The sequence below is a fragment of the Streptomyces sp. STAM6 genome (assembly GCF_054963715.1).
In genome coordinates, this window is record NZ_JBUEFZ010000001.1 from 135,554 (window position 1) to 154,714 (window position 19,161).

Below are 19,161 nucleotides of genomic sequence, written 5' to 3' on the forward strand. Positions count from 1 at the left end.
TCACGGTGAGCCGGGCCCTTCGCGTTCGAGGAAGGGCTCCAGCAGGCCGGGCACGGCCCGGGCGGCGAAGTCCAGGCCCTCGGTCGTGTCGGCGTCGTACACGGCGTAGGCGCCCGCGCCGGCGGCCGTCGTCGCGGTCACGGTCACCAGGCCCGCCCGGCGCTGGAAGAAGGACTGCTTGACCGTCCAGCCGATGACCCCGCCCCGCTGAAGAGCGACCGTGCTGCGCCGCACCGTGCCGGAGCGGGTGACCAGGTACGCGCCGCGGACGCCGTGCCCGAGGTTGCGGTGGGCGTCACGCGCGAGGACCACGGCGAGCGGCGGCAGGACCAGTGCGCAGCCCGCCGCCACCTGGAGCAGCACGCTGGTGAGGAGGACACCGAGGACGGCGAGGATCAGGACGGGGACCAGCACGGCCGTGAGGGCCCAGCGCAGTCGTCGTGTGCGCGCCGCGCGAGGATGACCGGTGAGCGGGGTCCCGGTGGGCGGGGCGGGCTCCCGCAGGACCCGCGCCACCACGTCGTCCGCGACGGCGCGGGGCGCGGCGGGAAGCAGCGTCCTGTGGTCCGCGTGCTTGTCGTCCTCGTCCTCGACGAGGCCGGTGGCGACCGCGTCGACCCGCGCGGCGCGGCACATCCGGATGCCGAGCGGTTCGACCAGCTCCACTCCCCGCAGCCGCCGCTCCTCGATGGAGAGGGAGCGGGCGGTGAACAGACCGCGCCGGACCCGGAGCGTGCCGCCGGGCTCGCGCTCCAGACGGTAGTTCCACCACATCTCCACCCAGAGGCCGAGCGCCCCGACGGTGCCGGCGACGGCCGCCGCGCCGGCCAGGCAGAGGATCAGCCAGATGATCGAGGTGCCCCGGAAGAGCTCGCCCACCCAGTCGATCACCGCGGCCTGGGCGCCGAACCACTCGCTGACCTGCATGACGGCGCCGGCCGCCGCGCCGCCCAGCAGCGGGGCGACGAACGATATGGGGGCGTACCGGATCCAGGCCGGGTCGAGGGCGGCGAGCTCGCCCTCGCGGTCACCGCCGTCGGTCCGCGCGGCGGTCCGGTCCAGCAGCTCACGGCGCAGCCGCTCGCCCTCGGCACGGGTGACCGGGTCGAGGGCGAGGGTGGATTCGCCGCCCCCGGCGTGCTCGCCGGTCCCTATACGGACCTTCACCAGTCCGAGGACCCGCAGCAGGAGATGAGCCGTCAGGTCGACGGTGCGGATGCGCTCGCGGGCGAGGGAGCGGCGTTTGACGAGGAGGAGCCCGGTGTGGAGCTCGGCGCGCTCGGGCCCGATGCGATAGCGGGTCCGGCGCCACCGTACGTAGTCCGCCCCGGCGGCGGCGGCGATCACCAGCGCGCCGCCGGCCAGGACCAGCAGCAGCGCCTGCCAGGCGGCCATCGCGCCCGACATCCCGACGAAGGTGGGCACCCCGCCTCCGAGGACCACTCCCGACATGGCGAGGGACGTGACGAGCACGGTGCGCCGGTCGAGCCGCTGCCAGTCGTCCGCCGGCGCCCCGGAAACAGCGGTGCCGGCTTCCGTGCCGGTGACCGCCGGGTCCGTGGTCCCGGTGCCGGTGACCGCCGCGCCGGTGCCGGTCGCAGCGGTGGCCGGGACGGCCTCGGAGGGGCCGGGGACGGCCGGGTCCGCAGCGGTCACGTCGCGTCCCCGGGCGTGGCCCGGGTGATCCGGGTCAGCCGTTCGGCCAGCTCGGCGGCCAGCTCGTGGTCGAGTCCCTCGATCCTGATCGCGCCCTTGGCCGACGCCGTGGTGACGGTGACCGTGGCCAGCCGGAACGCCTGCTCCAGCGGTCCCCGGACGGTGTCCACGGTCTGGATCCGCGACATCGGCGCGATGCGCCACTCCTGCCAGAGCGCCCCGGAACGGACGTACACCGCGGTGTCGGTGACCTCCCAGCGGTGCACCTTGAACCACCAGCGGGGGAAGAACGCGGTACAGATCAGCCCGGCCCCGGCGAGGACCGCGGCGGGCAGCAGCAGCCAGAACCGGGCGGGTTCGACCAGCGCGCCCAGCACGGCGAGGACGGCGACGGGCACCCCGGTGAGCAGCAGCCACTGCACCCGCCACCAGGTGACGGCCCGTTCGTTCAGCGTGTTGTTGGGCGGCCGGAGCCGCACCGCGTTCTCCCCCGTCAACGGACTACCTTCCCCGCAGCTCCCGGTAGGCGGCGGCCAGCGTCGCGGTCGAGCTGTCGAGCTGCTCGCCGCCCCGGCCCTCGGTGAGCACCGGTTCGATCTTCTTGGCCAGGACCTTGCCGAGCTCGACACCCCACTGGTCGAAGGAGTCGATGTTCCAGACGGCGCCCTGGACGAAGACCTTGTGCTCGTACAGCGCGACCAGCTGGCCCAGCACGGCGGGGGTCAGCTCGTCGGCCAGGATGGTGGTCGTGGGGTGGTTGCCGCGGAACGTCTTGTGCGGGACCAGGTCCTCGGCCACGCCCTCGGCCCGGACCTCCTCGGGGGTCTTGCCGAAAGCGAGCGCCTGGGTCTGGGCGAAGAAGTTCGCCATCAGCAGGTCGTGCTGGGCGACGAGGCCGGGCAGCAGGTCGTCCACCGGCCTCGCGAAGCCGATGAAGTCGGCCGGGATGACCTTCGTGCCCTGGTGGATCAACTGGTAGTAGGCGTGCTGTCCGTTGGTGCCGGGCGTGCCCCAGACGACCGGGCCGGTCTGCCAGTCGACCGGGTTGCCGTCGCGGTCCACGGACTTGCCGTTCGACTCCATGTCGAGCTGCTGGAGGTACGCGGTGAACTTGGAGAGGTAGTGCGAGTAGGGCAGCACCGCGTGCGACTGGGCGTCGAAGAAGGCGCCGTACCAGATGCCGAGGAGGCCCAGGAGCAGCGGAGCGTTCTCCTCGGGGGGCGCGGTCCGGAAGTGCTCGTCGACCAGGTGGAAGCCGTCGAGCATCTCGCGGAAGCGGTCGGGGCCGAGGGCGATCATCAGCGAGAGGCCGATCGCGGAGTCGTAGGAGTACCGCCCGCCGACCCAGTCCCAGAACTCGAACATGTTGGCCGTGTCGATGCCGAAGTCCTCGACCTTCTCGGCATTGGTCGACAGGGCCACGAAGTGCTTGGCGACGGCCTCCTGGCCGGCCTTCAGCTCCGTCAGCAGCCAGTCGCGGGCGGAGGTGGCGTTGGTGATGGTCTCGATGGTGGTGAACGTCTTGGACGCGATGATGAAGAGCGTCTCGGCCGGGTCGAGGTCCCGGACGGCCTCGTGCAGATCGGCACCGTCGACGTTGGAGACGAAACGGAAGGTCAGATCACGTCGGGTGTAGGCGCGCAGCACCTCGTACGCCATCGCCGGGCCGAGGTCGGAGCCGCCGATGCCGATGTTGACGATGTTCTTGATGGGCTTTCCGGTGTGGCCGGTCCACTCTCCGGAGCGGATGCGCTCCGAGAACGCGGCCATCTTGTCGAGCACGGCGTGCACGGCGGGCACCACGTTCTCGCCGTCGACCTCGACCACGGCGTCGCGCGGGGCGCGCAGGGCGGTGTGCAGGACCGCGCGGTTCTCCGTGGTGTTGATCTTGTCTCCACGGAACATGGCGTCCCGCAGTTCCGCCACGCCGGTCGCGGCGGCCAGCTCGCGCAGCAGCGTCAGCGTCTCGTCGGTCACGAGGTGCTTCGAATAGTCCAGATACAGATCGCCGACGCGCAGGGTGTACTTCCCGCCGCGCTCCGGGTCGGCGGCGAACAGCTCACGCAGATGCGTCTGTCCCAGCTGTTCACGGTGCTTGCCGAGGGCACTCCACTCGGGCGTCTGGTTCAGCCTGGTGCGGCCTTCTGCTGTCATCTCCGACATCAGCCCACTTCTTCTCGTACCTGCCTGCTTGCCCCGCTGCCCCTCCAACCTAATTGATCTGGCGCGCCAGTGACGCGACGGCCGAGGTGAACAGTGCGGCGGCGAGCAGGGCGGGGGCGTTGCCCGCCCACGCCGCGGCCGCCGCCCCGCCGAGCAGCGCGCCGAGCGGGGCTCCGCCGACGGCCAGAGTGCGGAAGGCGGCGCCGATCCGGCCGAGCATGCCGTCCGGGCCGCGCTCCTGCATCAGCGTGACCTGGTTGACGTTCCACACCGCGCCCATGAACCCGAAGACCGCCATCGCGGCAACCGTCACCGCCGGCTCGCGCACCGACCCCATCGCCACGAGGGCGCCCGTCTGGACGGCCCCGGCGGCGAACACGCCCCGGATCAGGCCCAGTCGCCGGGCTGTCCGCCGGGCCGCGAGACCGCCGGCGACGCTGCCCGCTCCGTAGGCCGTGACGGTCGCGGCGTAAGCCCCGCTTCCGGCCCCGAGCCAGCCGGTGACGTGTACGACGAGGGTGGCGATGAGCGCGCCCACCCCGATGTTGGCCAGTGTGGTGGCCACGCACAGCCCGCGCAGGGTCCTGTCCCGCCACAGGACGCGCAGGCCTTCCGCCATCTCCGCACGGAGTGTCGAACCGGCCTCGCGGGGCGCCCGCTTCGGCGCGTCCGCCTTCAGCGACGCGACGAGGAGCGCCGCGATCCCGTAGGTGACCGCGTCCGCGGCGTACGGGACGGCGGCGCCCGCGAGCAGGAGTACCGGCACCAGCGGGGCGGCCAGGAAACCGCCGGCCACCTGCTGGCCGGTCAGCAGCCGGGCGTTGGCGCTCGCCAGCGCATCGGCGGGCACCAGTGACGGCAGCAGGGACGTCGCCGCGTTGTCGAAAAGGGTCTGCAGGGTGGTGAGCGCGAAGGCCAGCGCGATAAGCAGGGCTGTCGAGGCGTGGCCCAGGGCGACGGCGGCGGCGAAGCCGGCCATCAGCACACCGCGCACCCCGTCGACGGCCCACATGGCGCGCCGCTGGTCGACGCGGTCGGCGACGGCCCCGCCGAGCAGCCCGAAGAGCAGCCACGGCAGATAGCCGCAGGCGGTGACGGTGGCGATCAGCAGCGGGTCGTCGGTCAGGGAGGCGGCGAGCAGCGGCATCGCGGCGGTGCGCAGCGCGTCGCCGAACCTGGAGACGACGGCGGCCGCCCACAGCCGGCCGAAGCCGCCCCGCCACCTGGGTACCGGCCCGGCGGCCACCGTTTCCGCTGTCGCCACAACTCCCCCTGCCCGCCCGGACGATGCGTCGCCCACGACAGTAGGGGGCAGCACTGACAACGGGCCCCGCCGGTGATGTCCACCGGCGAAGCCCGTTCTCAAGCTCTCAGATCTCGCCCCGCAGTTTGGCCAGCGCCTCGGCCAGGATCGCCTCGCCGTCCGCGTCGCTGCGCCGTTCCCGCACGTACGCCAGGTGCGTCTTGTACGGCTCCGTGCGCGGCGGGTCCGGTGGGTTGTCCCGGTCCTGGCCGGCCGGGAACCCGCACCGCGGGCAGTCCCAGGTGTCCGGAACCTGTGCGTCACTGGCGAAGCTCGGCTGCGTCTCGTGCCCGTTCGAGCACCAGAAGGAGATGCGGAGACGCGGCGCGGATTCTCCCCGCTCGGCCTCCCCCATCGGCCCCGCTCCGACCCGGCTTCCCCGGATCGCGTTGCCACTTGCCACGGTCGTAACTCCCTGCGTGATGGTGCTCGAAGATGCCCCAGTCTACGTAAGGCCCAACGCGCGTCCAGTGATTGGAGTTACACCCGGCCACGGGACGCGGAACCGAAGGCTCAGTTGTCCAGCTTCATCAGAAGCGCAAGGACGACAATGCACGCGAACCACAGCAGACCGACCACCACGGTGATGCGGTCCAGGTTGCGCTCGGCGACGGAGGAGCCGCCGACGGACGACTGCATACCGCCACCGAACATGTCGGAGAGGCCGCCGCCCTTCCCCTTGTGCATCAGCACCAGCAGCATCAGCAGCGCGCTGAAGACGATCAGGGCGATCGAGAACCCCATAACCACGGCTGGACCCTACTTCCTGGCAATTCTCGGACTTCTACGGACGACGGGGGCCCAGGCCCCGCCACGCGGCCGAGCCGCATGTCGGTGAGCCTCGGCCCCCGCAAGGGTACGACGGATCCGCCCTGCCGCATACTCGCACCTGCGCGATCGCGGCAGGGTTCTCACTGGTCGCGGAACCGGACGATCTTGACGAACTCGTCGGCGTCCAGTGCGGCACCGCCCACCAGGGCGCCGTCCACGTCCGGCTGCGCCATGATCGCCGCGACGTTCCCGGCCTTCACCGAGCCGCCGTACTGGATGCGGACCTTGTCGGCCAGCTCCTGCGAGTACAGCTCGGCGAGGCGGCCGCGGATGGCCCCGCAGACCTCCTGGGCGTCCTCGGGCGTGGCGACCTCGCCGGTGCCGATGGCCCACACGGGCTCGTAGGCGATCACGATCGTCTCGGCCTGCTCGGCCGGGACGTCCTTCAGGCCTCCGTCGATCTGGGCGAGGGTGTACTCGACCTGATTACCGGCCTTGCGGATGTCCAGGCCCTCACCCACACAGAGGATCGGGGTGAGGCCGTGCCGGAACGCGGCCTTGACCTTGGCGTTGCAGATCTCGTCCGTCTCGGCGTGGTACTGCCGGCGCTCGGAGTGGCCGACGGCGACGTAGGCGCACTTCAGCTTGGCCAGCATGGAGCCCGAGATCTCACCGGTGTAGGCACCGGAGTCCTGCGCCGAGAGGTCCTGGGCGCCGTACTTGATCTTGAGCTTGTCGCCGTCGACCAGGGTCTGCACGGAGCGCAGGTCGGTGAAGGGCGGCAGGACGGCGACCTCGACGGAGTCGTAGTCCTTGTCGGTCAGGGCGAAGGCGAGCTTCTGGACGTGGGCGATGGCCTCCAGGTGGTTGAGGTTCATCTTCCAGTTACCCGCCATCAGCGGGGTACGGGCAGTCATTGAGGGTCAGTCCTCCAGAGCGGCGAGGCCGGGAAGCGTCTTGCCCTCGAGGTACTCGAGGCTCGCGCCGCCACCGGTCGAGATATGGCCGAATGCCTTCTCGTCGAAGCCCAGGGTCCGCACGGCCGCGGCGGAGTCCCCGCCGCCGACGACCGTGAAGGCCGGGGAGTCGACGAGCGCCTGGGCCACGGCCTTGGTGCCCTCGGCGTAGTCGGGGTGCTCGAAGACGCCCATCGGACCGTTCCAGAAGACGGTGGCCGCGTCGGCGAGCTTCGATGCGTACAGCTGGCGGGTCCGGGGACCGATGTCCAGACCCTCCTGGTCGGCCGGGATGGCGTCCGCGGCGACCGTGGTCGGGTTGGCCGGAGCCTTGGTCTTCAGGTTCGGGAACTCGGCCGAGACGAGGACGTCCACGGGGAGCACGAACTCCACGCCCTTCTTCTCGGCGCGGGCCAGGTAGTCCAGGCACGCCGGGACCTGGTCCTCCTGCAGGAGGGAGATGCCGACCTCGTGGCCCTTGGCCTTCAGGAACGTGTACGCCATGCCGCCGCCGACGAGGATGCGGTCGGCCTTCTCCAGCAGGTGGTCGATGACCCCGAGCTTGTCGGAGACCTTGGCGCCGCCGAGCACGACGACGTACGGGCGCTTGACGTCCTCGGTGAGCTTCTTGAGGACGCCGACCTCGGAGGCGATCAGGTAGCCGGCGTACTGCGGCAGCAGACGCGGGAGGTCGTACACGGACGCGTGCTTGCGGTGCACGGCGCCGAAGCCGTCACCGACGTACACATCGGCGAGGGCGGCGAGACGGGCGGCGAACTCGGCGCGCTCGGCGTCGTCCTTGGACGTCTCGCCCGGGTTGAAGCGGAGGTTCTCGAGCACGGCCACCTGGCCGGGCTGCAGGTTCTCCACGGCCGAGTGGGCCTCGGAGCCGATGGTGTCACCGGCGAAGGAGACGGGCCGGCCGAGCAGCTCACCGAGGCGGGAGGCGGCGAACCGCAGCGTGAAGGCCGGGTCCGGGGCGCCCTTGGGGCGGCCCAGGTGCGAGGCCACGACCACCTTGGCGCCGGCCTCGGTCAGTGCTTTGACCGTGGGCAGCACGGCGCGGATGCGGCCGTCGTCGGTGATGGTCTCGCCGTCCAGCGGCACATTGAGGTCGGCGCGGACGAATACCCGCTTGCCGTCGACCCCCTGGGCGAGAAGTTCGTCGATCGTCTTCATCTGTTCCTGACTCCTTGGAAGATCAAGGCAAGGGACAGGGCTCGTACAGCGCGGCGTTGCGCTGCCCGAGCCCTGACCTACATCGAGGTGCCTGCCCTGGTTATCAGAGCTGGCCGCCCACGAAGACAGTGAGGTCGACAAGGCGGTTGGAGTAGCCCCACTCGTTGTCGTACCAGCCGACGACCTTGACCTGCTTGCCCTGGACCATGGTGAGCTGCGAGTCGAAGGTGCAGGAGGCAGGCCAGTTCACGATGTCCGAGGAGACGATGGCGTCCTCGGTGTACTCGAGGATGCCCTTGAGCTGCCCCTCGGCGGCCTTCTGGAACGCGGTGTTGATCTCGTCCTTGGTGACCTCGCGGTCGAGCTCCAGGACCAGGTCGGTGACCGAGCCGGTGGGGACCGGGACGCGCATGGCGATGCCGTCCAGCTTGCCCTTGAGCTGCGGGAGGACCAGGGCGGTCGCCTTCGCGGCACCGGTGGAGGTGGGAATGATGTTCTCCGCGGCGGCGCGGGCGCGGCGCAGGTCCTTGTGCGGGAAGTCCAGGATGCGCTGGTCGTTGGTGTACGCGTGGACCGTCGTCATCATGCCCTTGACGATGCCGAAGTTCTCGTCCAGGACCTTGGCCATCGGCGCCACGCAGTTGGTGGTGCAGGAGGCGTTGGAGATGACGTGGTGGTTGGCCGCGTCGTACTTGTCCTGGTTGACACCCATGACGATGGTGATGTCCTCGTCGGAGGCCGGAGCCGAGATGAGGACCTTCTTGGCGCCGCCGGCGAGGTGCTTCGCGGCGTCCGCCTTCTTGGTGAAGATGCCGGTCGACTCGATGACGATGTCGACGCCCAGCTCGCCCCACGGAATGTCGGCCGGGTTGCGCTCGGACAGCACCTTGATCGTGTGACCGTCGACCGTGATCGTGTCGGCGGTGTGGGTGACCTCGGCCTTCAGACGGCCCAGGATCGTGTCGTACTTCAGCAGGTGAGCGGTGGTCGCGGTGTCACCCAGGTCGTTGACAGCCACGATCTCGATGTCGGCACCCTGCTCAAGGAGCGCGCGGAAGTAGTTGCGACCGATGCGGCCAAAGCCGTTGATGCCTACGCGGATCGTCACGAACCGATCTCCTCGTTAGGTACGCCGGGTTTCGACGCCGGCGAGTTCTTTTTTAGGGATGTCCCCGACCGCTTATGACCCTACCTCTCCGGCGGCGCGGGAGTGACATCGAGCGCACCCGTACGATCCCGGGGCCGCACCTACTCATGAGTACGGCTCCCGGGGGTACGTTTCGGCTACTCAGGGTCAGTGACGGAGCGCTCTGAGCGCCTGTTTCACGAGCCTGGCGCGCTCGGCCGGGGCGGTGACGTGCTCCAGTCCGAAGCCCAGGAGCACGGTGTTGCGGGTGGCGACGGCCGCCTGCGAGTGGAACAGCGCGGGCGACCGGAGCCAGTCGGTGGCACCCGCCGCGGTGCCGGGCGGCGGCCCGGGGACGGACCAGGCGCCGAGGGAGGTCTCGAAGCCCTCGCGGTCCCGGACGGTGCCGCCGGCGACGAGCTGGGTGTCGTCGACGAAGACGCCCGTCTCGCCGCTGCCTCCGTCCGTCACATAGGACAGGGAGAGCTCGACCTTCTTGCCCGCGTAGGCGGTCAGGTCGACCGATGCCTGGCGCCAGCCGTTGGAGGCGCCGGTGAAGGCGTGCCACGCGCCGGTCGTGCCGGTGGCGGAGCAGCCGTCGTCGCGCACGGTCAGGTAGTGCGCGAGGAACGGGTGGCCTTCGACGTAGAAGCCCGCCTCGCACTGGGTGGGCACCTGTGGCGAGGTGTTGCCGTTGGCGTCGGGCAGGGTGGTCCAGTCGTCCTGGCCGGGGGTGTGGGCCTCGACGATCGCGTTGTCGTACCCGGGTTCGGTGTCGTGGCTGATCTGGAACCGCAGCGCGGGCCGGGCCGCGGCGTCGACGCCGGTCAGGTCGACGGTGCGGGTCAGCCGCATCCAGGCGTTGTGGGCATGGCGTGCGGCGCCGAAGGAGGACCCCTCGGCCGGTTCGAAGGGGGTCCGGACGCCGGGGTAGTCCCCGGCGGCCTCGCTGCGGAACTGCGGGAACCGGTCCGGGGCGAGGGTGTCGGACGTGACGGTGTACGCGCCGGCGTCGTCGAGCGGGTTGCCGGGGGCCGCGCCGAGCCCGGCCCTGCCGCCGGCGAGGGGACCGCCCCCGGCGAAGGACGCCGGCGCGGACAGCCCGGCCCGGTGGTAGGCGCCGAGGTAGTACTGGGCGAAGTCGTTGGACTGGGCGCCGCCGAGGTCGACGAATCCGCCGGACTGCTCACCGGCGTTGATCAGCTTGCCGCCCTCGTTGACGTGGGCGCGGACGGCGAGCGTGGTCGCGGCGGCGGGGCGGTTCGCGCCGGTGTACCAGACGACGGTGCGGAAGTTGCCGAGCACGGCGAGTGGGTGCGGGGCGCCCTGGGTGGCGACGTCCCAGACCACCGCGCGGCGGCCGCTGTCGGCGAGCGCCCTGGTGTACAGGGCGGCGTGCCGGGCGGCCGTGGTGCCGCCCTCGTCGGCGAGGATCAGGATGTCCCCGCGCGGCCGTTCGGCGATGGTGTAGGTGAAGGGTGCGGAGGAGACGCGTTCGCCTTCCCGGGTGCGGGCGGTGAACCAGACCTCGACCTCGTCGCCGGGTTCGCCGTCCTGGACCTCGGCCCGGTACTGGTCGTAGTAGAGGTTGTCCTCGCCTCCGTAGGTCTCACCGCCCTCCCAGGCCTCCAGCCGCTGGTCGTGCGTCCGGCCGCCGTTGACGCGGTACTTGAGCTCCTTGTCCCGGAGCGACTTCCGCGCGGTCACGGCGACTTCCTGATCTCCGCCGCGCGAGTAGGAGGTGGTGAAGGTGTCCGGCACGAAGGCGGGGGCGTCCGTGCCGACCGGGGAGACCGGCCGGTCGGGACGGGCGGACGACTCGGCGACGGCGAGCGCGAACGGGATGTTCTTGGCGAACTCCTGCTGGATCAGCTTCTCGTCGTCGGGGAAGGTGAAGATGGATGCGCAGTCGGCGGGGTCCCAGGCGTCACCGGGGTCGACGCGGGAGGCGGTGGCGCAGGTCGACATCTCCGGGGTGAACATCTGCATGCCGTTGACGTTCGCCGCGTGTCCGTCGGCCTCGCCGTTGGTGGTGTAGAGCTCGGAGGAGACCTGCGGACGGTAGCCGGGGACCGCCGACTTGGCGGGGGTGCCGGCGAGTGCCTTGAGCGGGACGTCGTCGGGGGTGTCGGTGGCGACCTGCCAGCCCACTCCGTAGAGCAGCAACTGGGCCGCGGAGTGGTAGTTGATGCCGTACTGGAAGCCGATGCGCTTCTGGAAGGCGTCGAGCGCCTTCGTCTCGGGCTCGGACATGGGGCCCGTGCCGCGGTAGGTCTCGCTCGCCGGGTCGGGGGACGAACCCTCGTCGTCGTAGCCCCACTTGTAGGAGAAGTTGCGGTTGAGGTCGACTCCGTCGCCGGGTGCGATCCTCCCGTCGCCGTCGTTGTCGCGGAGGTTCTTGCGCCACAGGCGCCGGCCGTCGGCGGCGTGCGTGTAGTCGTAACCGTCGGGGTTGGCGGAGAGCACGAACCACAGCTCGGTGCTGTCGACGATCTTCGTGATGCGCGGGTCCTTGCCGTACCCGGCGAGGTAGTGGTGGAGGAGCCGCCGGGTCATCTCGGGGGTGATCCACTCGCGGGCGTGCTGGTTGGACATGTACAGGGTGGCGGGCTTCGAGCCGTCCTTGTGCTTCTTGGCTCCCTTGCTGAGCTTGAGAGCGAGGATGTCCTGGCCCTTGACGGACTTACCGATGCTGACGACCTTGGTCAGGGCGGGGTGGGCCCGGGCGGTCGCCAGGATCTCCCGCTGGAGTCCGTTCTCTCCGCTGTACGGGCGGAAGACACCGTCGCCCGCCGCTTCGACGCGCTTCTCGGCCGACGCGGAGAGATCGTGCTCGGTGAGGCGGACGCCCTTGCCGCGCAGCACGCCGGCCTGGTCGTCGGTGAGGTACAACTCGACGGTGGCGGTGCCCTTCGGGGGCACCTGCTCGCTCAGCTCATGGCCGTCGGTACCGGCTTCGAGGAGCAGCGGGACCTGTTCCTTGCTCACGTGCGCGTGAAATACGGACAGTTGGTCGCCGTCCGGGTCGTCGTTCCGCTCGGCTCCCGCGACGGGTGCCGCCGCGAGGCCGGTCATCAGCAGTGAAGCCGCGGCGAGGATCGATCTCGCTCTGCGTCTCATAAGCCCCCCTTGCTGTCGTCTGCCACGAAAGAGACAGACGCCAGGCTCATGACCCCTCATGATCATGTCAAGAGTGCCCTTTCGGGTGCGCGACGGCCTGAAAACACCACTGCCGGCACCCGCGAGGGGTGCCGGCAGTACATCGGCGGGTGGCCCACAGGTGGCCGGGCCGTCAGGTGGCCGGGCCCTCAGCCCACCAGGCCGTCGGCCATTTCCTCGGTCAGATTGGATTCCGTACCGGGAATGCCGAGGTCCTGGGCCCGCTTGTCGGCCATGGCCAGAAGCCGGCGGATACGGCCCGCGACCGCGTCCTTGGTCAGCGGCGGGTCCGCGAGCGCGCCCAGCTCCTCCAGCGACGCCTGCTTGTGCTCCATGCGCAGCCGGCCCGCGGCCGCGAGGTGCTCCGGCACCTCCTCGCCGAGGATCTCCAGGGCGCGCTGCACCCGGGCGCCGGCCGCGACCGCGGCCCGGGCCGAGCGGCGGAGGTTGGCGTCGTCGAAGTTGGCCAGGCGGTTGGCGGTGGCACGGACCTCGCGCCGCATCCGCCGCTCCTCCCACGCCAGCACGGACTCGTGCGCACCGAGCCGGGTCAGCAGGGCGCCGATGGCGTCGCCGTCCCGCACCACCACGCGGTCCACGCCCCGGACCTCGCGGGCCTTGGCGGCGATGGACAGCCGACGGGCCGCGCCGACCAGCGCGAGCGCGGCCTCCGGCCCCGGGCAGGTGACCTCCAGCGAGGAGGAGCGGCCGGGCTCGGTCAGCGAGCCGTGGGCCAGGAACGCCCCGCGCCAGGCGGCCTCGGCGTCACAGGTGGCGCCGGAGACCACCTGCGGCGGCAAGCCCCGGATGGGACGGCCGCGGCCGTCGACCAGGCCGGTCTGGCGGGCCAGCTGGTCGCCACCGGCCACCACGCGGACCACGAAACGGGAGCCGCGGCGCAGCCCGCCGGGCGCCATCACGATCAGCTCGGAGTTGTGGCCGAAGATCTCCGCGATGTCCCGCTTCAGCCGCCGGGCCGCCATCGCCGTGTCCAGCTCGGCCTCGATCACGATCCGGCCGCTCACCAGGTGCAGCCCGCCCGCGAACCGCAGGATCGACGAGACCTCCGCCTTTCTGCAGCAGGTCCGGGTGACGGGAAGCCGGGAGATCTCGTCCTTCACCGCTGCCGTCATCGCCATGGGCCGATCCTTCCATGCATCCGAAAAATACGGTCGTACGCGGCGGCCAGCAGCTCCGGGTCGTGCTTCGGCGAGCCGTCCTTCCTCGCCACCGGGGCGAGCTCGACCGCTGCCCCGAGGCGCTTGGCGGCGTCGGCGAGGGAATCGCGGTCGGGCACGGCGGCCTCGTCGGCCAGCACCACGTCCAGGGCGAGTTTAGGGGCGTGTCGTCCCAAAACCTCCAAATGACGCTGCGGAGAGAAGCCCTCGGTTTCTCCGGGCTGCGGCGCGAGGTTCAGCGACAGGACGCGGCGGGCCTTGGTCTCGATCAGCGCGTCCAGCAGCTCGGGGACGAGCAGGTGCGGGATCACCGAGGAGAACCAGGAGCCGGGGCCGAGCACCACCCAGTCCGCGTCGAGCACCGCCGCGACCGCCTCGGGGACGGCCGGCGGGTCGTTCGGCACCAGGTGGACGGACTGCACCTCGCCGGGCGTGAGCGCCACGGTCGCCTGGCCGCGAACGGTGTCCACGTCGTCGGGCCGCTCCGGGTCGTGCCCCTTGACCAGCGCCTGGAGCTCCAGCGGCACGGCGGACATGGGCAGCACCCGGCCGTGCGCGCCGAGCAGCTTGCCGACCAGGTCCAGCGCCTGGACGTGGTCGCCCAGCTGTTCCCAGAGGGCGACGATCAGCAGATTGCCGACGGCGTGCTCGTGCAGATCCCCCTTGGACTGGAACCGGTGCTGGATGACGCGGGCCCATGTCTGGCCCCAGTCGTCGTCGCCGCACAGGGCCGCCAGGGCCTTGCGCAGGTCACCGGGCGGCAGGACCCCCAGCTCCTCCCGGAGCCGGCCGCTGGAGCCGCCGTCGTCGGCGACGGTGACCACGGCGGTGAGGTCACCGGTGATGCGGCGCAGCGCGGCGAGGGACGCGGACAGGCCCATGCCGCCGCCCAGGGCGACGACCTTGGGCTGCGCGCCGCGTCGGCGGAGCGTACGAACGGACAGGGAGCTCGTACGCCGGCGGTACGGCTTCACTCGCGCCCCATGTCCCGGTGTACGACGACGGTCTCGACCCCTTCGGAGGCGAGGCGGGCGGCGAGCTTCTCGGACATGGCGACGGAGCGGTGCTTGCCACCGGTGCAGCCGACCGCGATGGTGACGTACCGCTTGCCCTCGCGGCGGTAGCCGGCGGAGATCAGCTGCAGCAGCTCGGAGTACCGGTCGAGGAAGTCCTTGGCGCCCGGCTGGTTGAAGACGTAGCCCGACACCTCCTCGTTGAGGCCGGTGAACGGGCGCAGCTCGGGAACCCAGTGCGGGTTGGGCAGGAACCGGCAGTCCACCACCAGGTCGGCGTCGACGGGCAGGCCGTACTTGTAGCCGAAGGACATGACGGTGGCGCGCAGCTCCGGCTCCTCGTCGCCGGCGAACTGGGCGTCCATCTTGGCGCGCAGCTCGTGGACGTTGAGGCTGGAGGTGTCGATCACCAGGTCGGCGTCGCCGCGCAGCTCGCGCAGCAGGTCGCGCTCGGCCTCGATGCCGTCGACGATGCGGCCGTCGCCCTGGAGCGGGTGGGGACGGCGCACCGACTCGAAGCGGCGCACCAGGGCCTCGTCGGAGGACTCCAGGAAGACGATCCGGCGGGTGACCTGCTTGGCGTCGAGGTCCGCGAGGGACTCGCGCAGGTTGTCGAAGAACTGGCGGCCGCGCACGTCGACGACGACGGCGATGCGCGCGACGTTGCCCTGGGAGCGGGCGCCGAGCTCCACCATGGTGGGGATCAGCGCGGGCGGCAGATTGTCGACGACGAACCAGCCGAGGTCCTCCAGACACTTGGCGGCGGTGCTGCGTCCGGCGCCGGACATGCCGGAGATGATCACCAGCTCGGGAATGGCCGCCTCGGCCGCCTCTCCGGCCTCGATCGTCGTGCCCGTACTCACGTGTACTGCTCCGTCTTCTCGCTCTTCATCGTGCTCTGCGGTGTCGCGGTCGTGCTCGGTCATGGCTGCTGCCCCCGGTGCTCGTCGTGCGCGGTGGCGTCGTCTTCAATGATCTCTCCTGTCGCCGTGTTCACGGCGGGAGCGGCCGGGGCGGCCTGGGCGAGGGCCACGGCCACGGCTTCGGCGGTCTTGCGGCCGAGGCCGGGCACCTCGCAGATCTGCTCGATTGTCGCCTGTCGCAGCCGCTTCACCGAGCCGAAGTGCTTGATCAGTGCCTGCTTGCGCGTGTCGCCGAGGCCGGGGACGGCGTCCAGGGGGCCGGTCCTGATGCGCTTGGTCCGCTTCGAGCGCTGGTATCGGATGGCGAAGTCGTGAGCCGTGTCACGCACCCGCTGGAGGAGGTACAGCCCCTCGCTGGACCGGGGCAGGACGACCGGGTCGTCCTCACCGGGCAGCCAGACCTCTTCGAGGCGCTTGGCGAGGCCGCAGACGGCGACGTCGTCGATGCCCAGCTCGTCGAGGGCCCGCTTGGCGGCGGCGACCTGGGGCTGTCCGCCGTCGACCACCACGAGCTGCGGCGGGTAGGCGAATTTCTTCGGCCTGCCCTCGTCCTCCGGGCGGTCGGCCGGGACCTCGCCGTCGGCCTCCTCCACGGCCCACTCGCCGGTCTTCTCCCGCTCGGCGAGGTACCGCTTGAAGCGGCGGCTGATCACCTCGTGCATCGAGCGGACGTCGTCCTGGCCCTCGAAGCCCTTGATCTGGAAGCGGCGGTACTCGCTCTTGCGGGCCAGTCCGTCCTCGAAGACGACCATGGACGCCACGACGTCCTCGCCCTGCAGGTGCGAGATGTCGAAGCACTCGATGCGCAGGGGGGCGGTGTCCAGGCCGAGGGCGTCGGCGATCTCCTCCAGCGCGCGGGAGCGGGTGGTCAGGTCGCTGGCCCGCTTGGTCTTGTGCAGGACGAGGGCCTGCTGGGCATTGCGCCCGACGGTCGCCATCAGGTCCTTCTTGTCGCCGCGCTGCGGAATGCGCAGGGACACCTGGGAACCGCGCCGGCCGCTGAGCCACTGGGTGACCGCGTCCAGGTCCTCGGGGAGGGCCGGGACGAGGACCTCCTTGGGGACGGCGTCACCGCTCTCCTCGCCGTACAGCTGCTGGAGGGCGTGCTCGACCAGGCCGGCCGTGTCGACGGCCTCGACCTTGTCGGTGACCCAGCCGCGCTGGCCGCGGACCCGGCCGCCGCGTACGTGGAAGATCTGCACGGCGGCTTCCAGCTCGTCCTCGGCGACGGCGATCAGGTCGGCGTCGGTGGCGTCGGCGAGGACGACGGCGCTCTTCTCCATGGCCCGCCTCAGGGCGCCTATGTCGTCGCGCAGCCGGGCCGCCTTCTCGTACTCCATGTCCTCGGCGGCGATCATCATGTCTTTTTCGAGCCGGCGGATGTACGTGCCGGTGCGGCCGGCCATGAAGTCGCAGAACTCCTCGGCCAGTTCACGGTGCTCGTCCGGGGAGATCCGGCCGACGCACGGCGCCGCGCACTTGCCGATGTACCCGAGGAGGCAGGGGCGGCCGGTGCGGGCGGCGTTCCTGAACACCCCGGCGGAGCAGGTGCGCACGGGGAAGACGCGCAGCAGCAGATCGACCGTCTCGCGGATGGCCCAGGCGTGGCTGTACGGCCCGAAATACCTGACGCCCTTCTTCTTCTGGCCGCGCAGGACCTGGACGCGGGGGTACTCCTCGTTGAACGTGACCGCGAGGTACGGATAGCTCTTGTCGTCGCGGTACTTGACGTTGAACCGCGGGTCGAACTCCTTGATCCAGGAGTACTCCAGCTGGAGCGCCTCGACCTCGGTGGACACCACGGTCCACTCCACGGAGGCGGCCGTGGTGACCATGGTGCGCGTGCGCGGGTGCAGGCCCGCCAGGTCCTGGAAGTAGTTGGCGAGCCGCTGGCGCAGGGACTTCGCCTTCCCGACGTAGATCACCCGGCGGTGCTCGTCGCGGAATTTGTAGACCCCCGGCGAGTCGGGGATCTGTCCCGGCTTGGGGCGGTAGCTGGAGGGGTCTGCCATGCTCACACCCTACTGGCGCGGACTGACACTCCGGGTGCCCGCGGAGCACCCCCGGTGGGGTCGGGAGATGCCCCGCGGGCTCGTTCCGGCCGGCGACCGGCGGGTTCAGCCGCCGCTGCGGCGCCGCAGGGCCCAGGTGCCGGCCAGGGCCAGCGTGATCAGCGCCCCGGCGGTGGCCGCGGCGGCGGTCACCGCGGCTCCGGACGGTGCGGCCGGCTCCGCGGCGGGCTGTGCCGGACCGGCGACGGGACCGGCGGCGGGCGCGCCGTACCCGCCGGCCCGGCCCTGGTGCGCGTACGCGGTGCCGGGGAGCTTGTCCCCGTACGCCGCCTTCACGCGGTCCTGGTAGGCGGCGAGCGTGATGCCGCGGGCACCCACCGCGCGGGTGGCGTCCTCGTCCAGGGGAAGCAGCCGGGTGCCCTTGTGGACGTACCAGGCGTCGATCTGCGGCTCCCTGAAGACCGTGCCGCCGGGCAGCCTGCGGATGCCCTCCCGCGCGTACCGGGTCTCGTCGTCGCCGGTGGCCATGTTCACCACCTGCCAGACCCCGTCGCGCCGGACGGTCCACACCGAGGCCTTCCGGCCGTCCGGCGCGACCGCCGTGCCGGCGTGGAACTCGACGCGGGCGACGGCCGCACCCGCCCGGCCCGCGACGAAGTCCGGGGACAGCACGCGGACCGGGACGCTCCGGCCCTCGATGCGCGGCGGGGCGGCCGCGGAGCGGGCTCCCGCGCCGTCGCGGGCGAAGAAGCGGGAGAGCGCGTCGAGTGTGGCGGGGGCGGTGACCGCCTGGTCGGGGGTGGCCGGGGGTGGGATCTGCGCGGCCGGGGCCGGTGCGGCACCCACGACGAGGAGCGCCGCGGTCAGGGCGGTGGTGGCCGCCCCCCAGGACCACGAGATCTGACCGGTTTGCCGGGTTTGCCCGCTGTGTTGCGTGTGCTGGATCTGCCGGGCGCGGTGGGTACGGGTCATCTGTCTCACGCCCCGATCCGGTAGAGCGAGTGGGTCCATGAGAACGAGCTGTTGTCGACGTACCAGGCGTGCGACGCCCAGTTGTAGCGGTCGCTGGAGGGCCATGGATCGCCCCAGTACACCCAGCTGTTGGTGTCGTCGAAGCCGTAGATCACATGCATGTGACCGCCGCCGCTCGACCACTGGATGCGGGTCTCGACCGGCCGGTCGGCGTTGATCTCGGTCCGCACGGTTGAGTAGCGCAGCCAGCCGTCGACGTACGAGCCCGGGCTGACGCCGGACCAGCGCAGCGCGGTCTGGACATTGCCCAGGGTGGCCTGCCAGTTGGGGCACTCGGTCCCCTGCTGACGGCTGAACGCGGCGTTGCAGAACTGGTTCTGGGTGTGGTTGCGGCCGAACCAGGCGGCGATGGTGTTGCCGGCCGCGGCCCAGCACCAGTTGCTCTTCGACTGTGCCTGCATGGTGATGTTCAGGCGCTTGGCGGCGAGTGCGGAGTGATCCTCGGCGGTGGCGGCGGGCACCGGGACGAGGACCGCTGCGGCGGCGAGGAGCACCGCCAGGACGAGCTGTCTGGCCTTGCGTGGATGGCGCATCGCGTTCCTCCGGGTGGGGATGTGGGGAGGGAGGATCGCGTCCGGACGCTGGTGAGGAGCATCGAACCGTTGTCGGGGGCAGGTCAACACGCTTCAATGCGGAATGACATCGCGCTGTGAACGAAGTAGTTGCTTTGTGAACAGTCGCCGTTGCCCC

At 71.1% G+C, this 19,161-nt stretch carries 16 protein-coding genes; all 16 read right to left on the minus strand.

Annotated elements, in window-relative coordinates:
- On the minus strand, positions 1-1,473 hold the full coding sequence (locus ACY34K_RS00695; protein WP_462742714.1) for a PH domain-containing protein: 1,473 nt from the start codon (positions 1,471-1,473) through the stop codon (positions 1-3).
- 179 nt (positions 1,474-1,652) lie between these two features.
- On the minus strand, positions 1,653-2,153 hold the full coding sequence (locus ACY34K_RS00700) for a PH domain-containing protein (protein ID WP_462741812.1): 501 nt from the start codon (positions 2,151-2,153) through the stop codon (positions 1,653-1,655).
- Positions 2,154-2,157: 4 nt separating this feature from the next.
- Positions 2,158-3,810 (minus strand): glucose-6-phosphate isomerase, encoded by a 1,653-nt coding sequence (gene pgi, locus ACY34K_RS00705; protein ID WP_462742717.1) that lies wholly within the window; start codon positions 3,808-3,810, stop codon positions 2,158-2,160.
- Between the two features lie 58 nt (positions 3,811-3,868).
- Positions 3,869-5,083: an MFS transporter gene (locus tag ACY34K_RS00710; protein ID WP_462741816.1), complete on the minus strand. Its 1,215-nt coding sequence runs from the start codon at positions 5,081-5,083 to the stop codon at positions 3,869-3,871.
- A 106-nt stretch (positions 5,084-5,189) separates the two neighbouring features.
- Positions 5,190-5,525 carry an RNA polymerase-binding protein RbpA gene (locus ACY34K_RS00715; RefSeq protein ID WP_003957010.1) on the minus strand — a complete coding sequence of 112 codons (336 nt, stop codon included), beginning with the start codon at positions 5,523-5,525 and terminating at the stop codon, positions 5,190-5,192.
- Between the two features lie 110 nt (positions 5,526-5,635).
- Positions 5,636-5,866 carry a preprotein translocase subunit SecG gene (gene secG, locus ACY34K_RS00720; protein ID WP_126883620.1) on the minus strand — a complete coding sequence of 77 codons (231 nt, stop codon included), beginning with the start codon at positions 5,864-5,866 and terminating at the stop codon, positions 5,636-5,638.
- Between the two features lie 167 nt (positions 5,867-6,033).
- A complete protein-coding gene (gene tpiA, locus ACY34K_RS00725; RefSeq protein ID WP_462741829.1) occupies positions 6,034-6,810 on the minus strand; it encodes a triose-phosphate isomerase in 777 nt (258 codons plus the stop codon).
- Positions 6,811-6,816: 6 nt separating this feature from the next.
- Positions 6,817-8,028, minus strand: a complete 1,212-nt coding sequence (locus tag ACY34K_RS00730; protein WP_462741832.1) for a phosphoglycerate kinase — start codon at positions 8,026-8,028, stop codon at positions 6,817-6,819.
- Between the two features lie 103 nt (positions 8,029-8,131).
- A complete protein-coding gene (gene gap, locus ACY34K_RS00735; protein ID WP_462741835.1) occupies positions 8,132-9,136 on the minus strand; it encodes a type I glyceraldehyde-3-phosphate dehydrogenase in 1,005 nt (334 codons plus the stop codon).
- A gap of 186 nt (positions 9,137-9,322) precedes the next feature.
- The gene (locus ACY34K_RS00740) at positions 9,323-12,274 is read right to left on the minus strand and encodes a M14 family metallopeptidase (protein ID WP_462741838.1); all 2,952 of its coding nucleotides are present in this window, start codon (positions 12,272-12,274) and stop codon (positions 9,323-9,325) included.
- Between the two features lie 188 nt (positions 12,275-12,462).
- Positions 12,463-13,452 (minus strand): DNA-binding protein WhiA, encoded by a 990-nt coding sequence (whiA, locus tag ACY34K_RS00745; RefSeq protein ID WP_366130084.1) that lies wholly within the window; start codon positions 13,450-13,452, stop codon positions 12,463-12,465.
- Entirely contained in the window at positions 13,443-14,465 is a 1,023-nt protein-coding gene (locus ACY34K_RS00750; RefSeq protein WP_462741841.1) for a gluconeogenesis factor YvcK family protein, read from the minus strand. Before ACY34K_RS00750 ends, whiA begins: the two co-directional genes overlap by 10 nt.
- Entirely contained in the window at positions 14,462-15,430 is a 969-nt protein-coding gene (gene rapZ / locus ACY34K_RS00755) for an RNase adapter RapZ (RefSeq protein ID WP_462741845.1), read from the minus strand. Before rapZ ends, ACY34K_RS00750 begins: the two co-directional genes overlap by 4 nt.
- Complete coding sequence (gene uvrC / locus ACY34K_RS00760) at positions 15,427-17,439, minus strand: excinuclease ABC subunit UvrC (RefSeq protein ID WP_462741848.1); 2,013 nt, start codon at positions 17,437-17,439, stop codon at positions 15,427-15,429. Before uvrC ends, rapZ begins: the two co-directional genes overlap by 4 nt.
- A gap of 105 nt (positions 17,440-17,544) precedes the next feature.
- Entirely contained in the window at positions 17,545-18,411 is an 867-nt protein-coding gene (locus tag ACY34K_RS00765) for a hypothetical protein (protein ID WP_462742721.1), read from the minus strand.
- A 5-nt stretch (positions 18,412-18,416) separates the two neighbouring features.
- Positions 18,417-19,004 carry a papain-like cysteine protease family protein gene (locus tag ACY34K_RS00770; RefSeq protein ID WP_462741851.1) on the minus strand — a complete coding sequence of 196 codons (588 nt, stop codon included), beginning with the start codon at positions 19,002-19,004 and terminating at the stop codon, positions 18,417-18,419.
- Positions 19,005-19,161 lie beyond the last annotated feature (157 nt).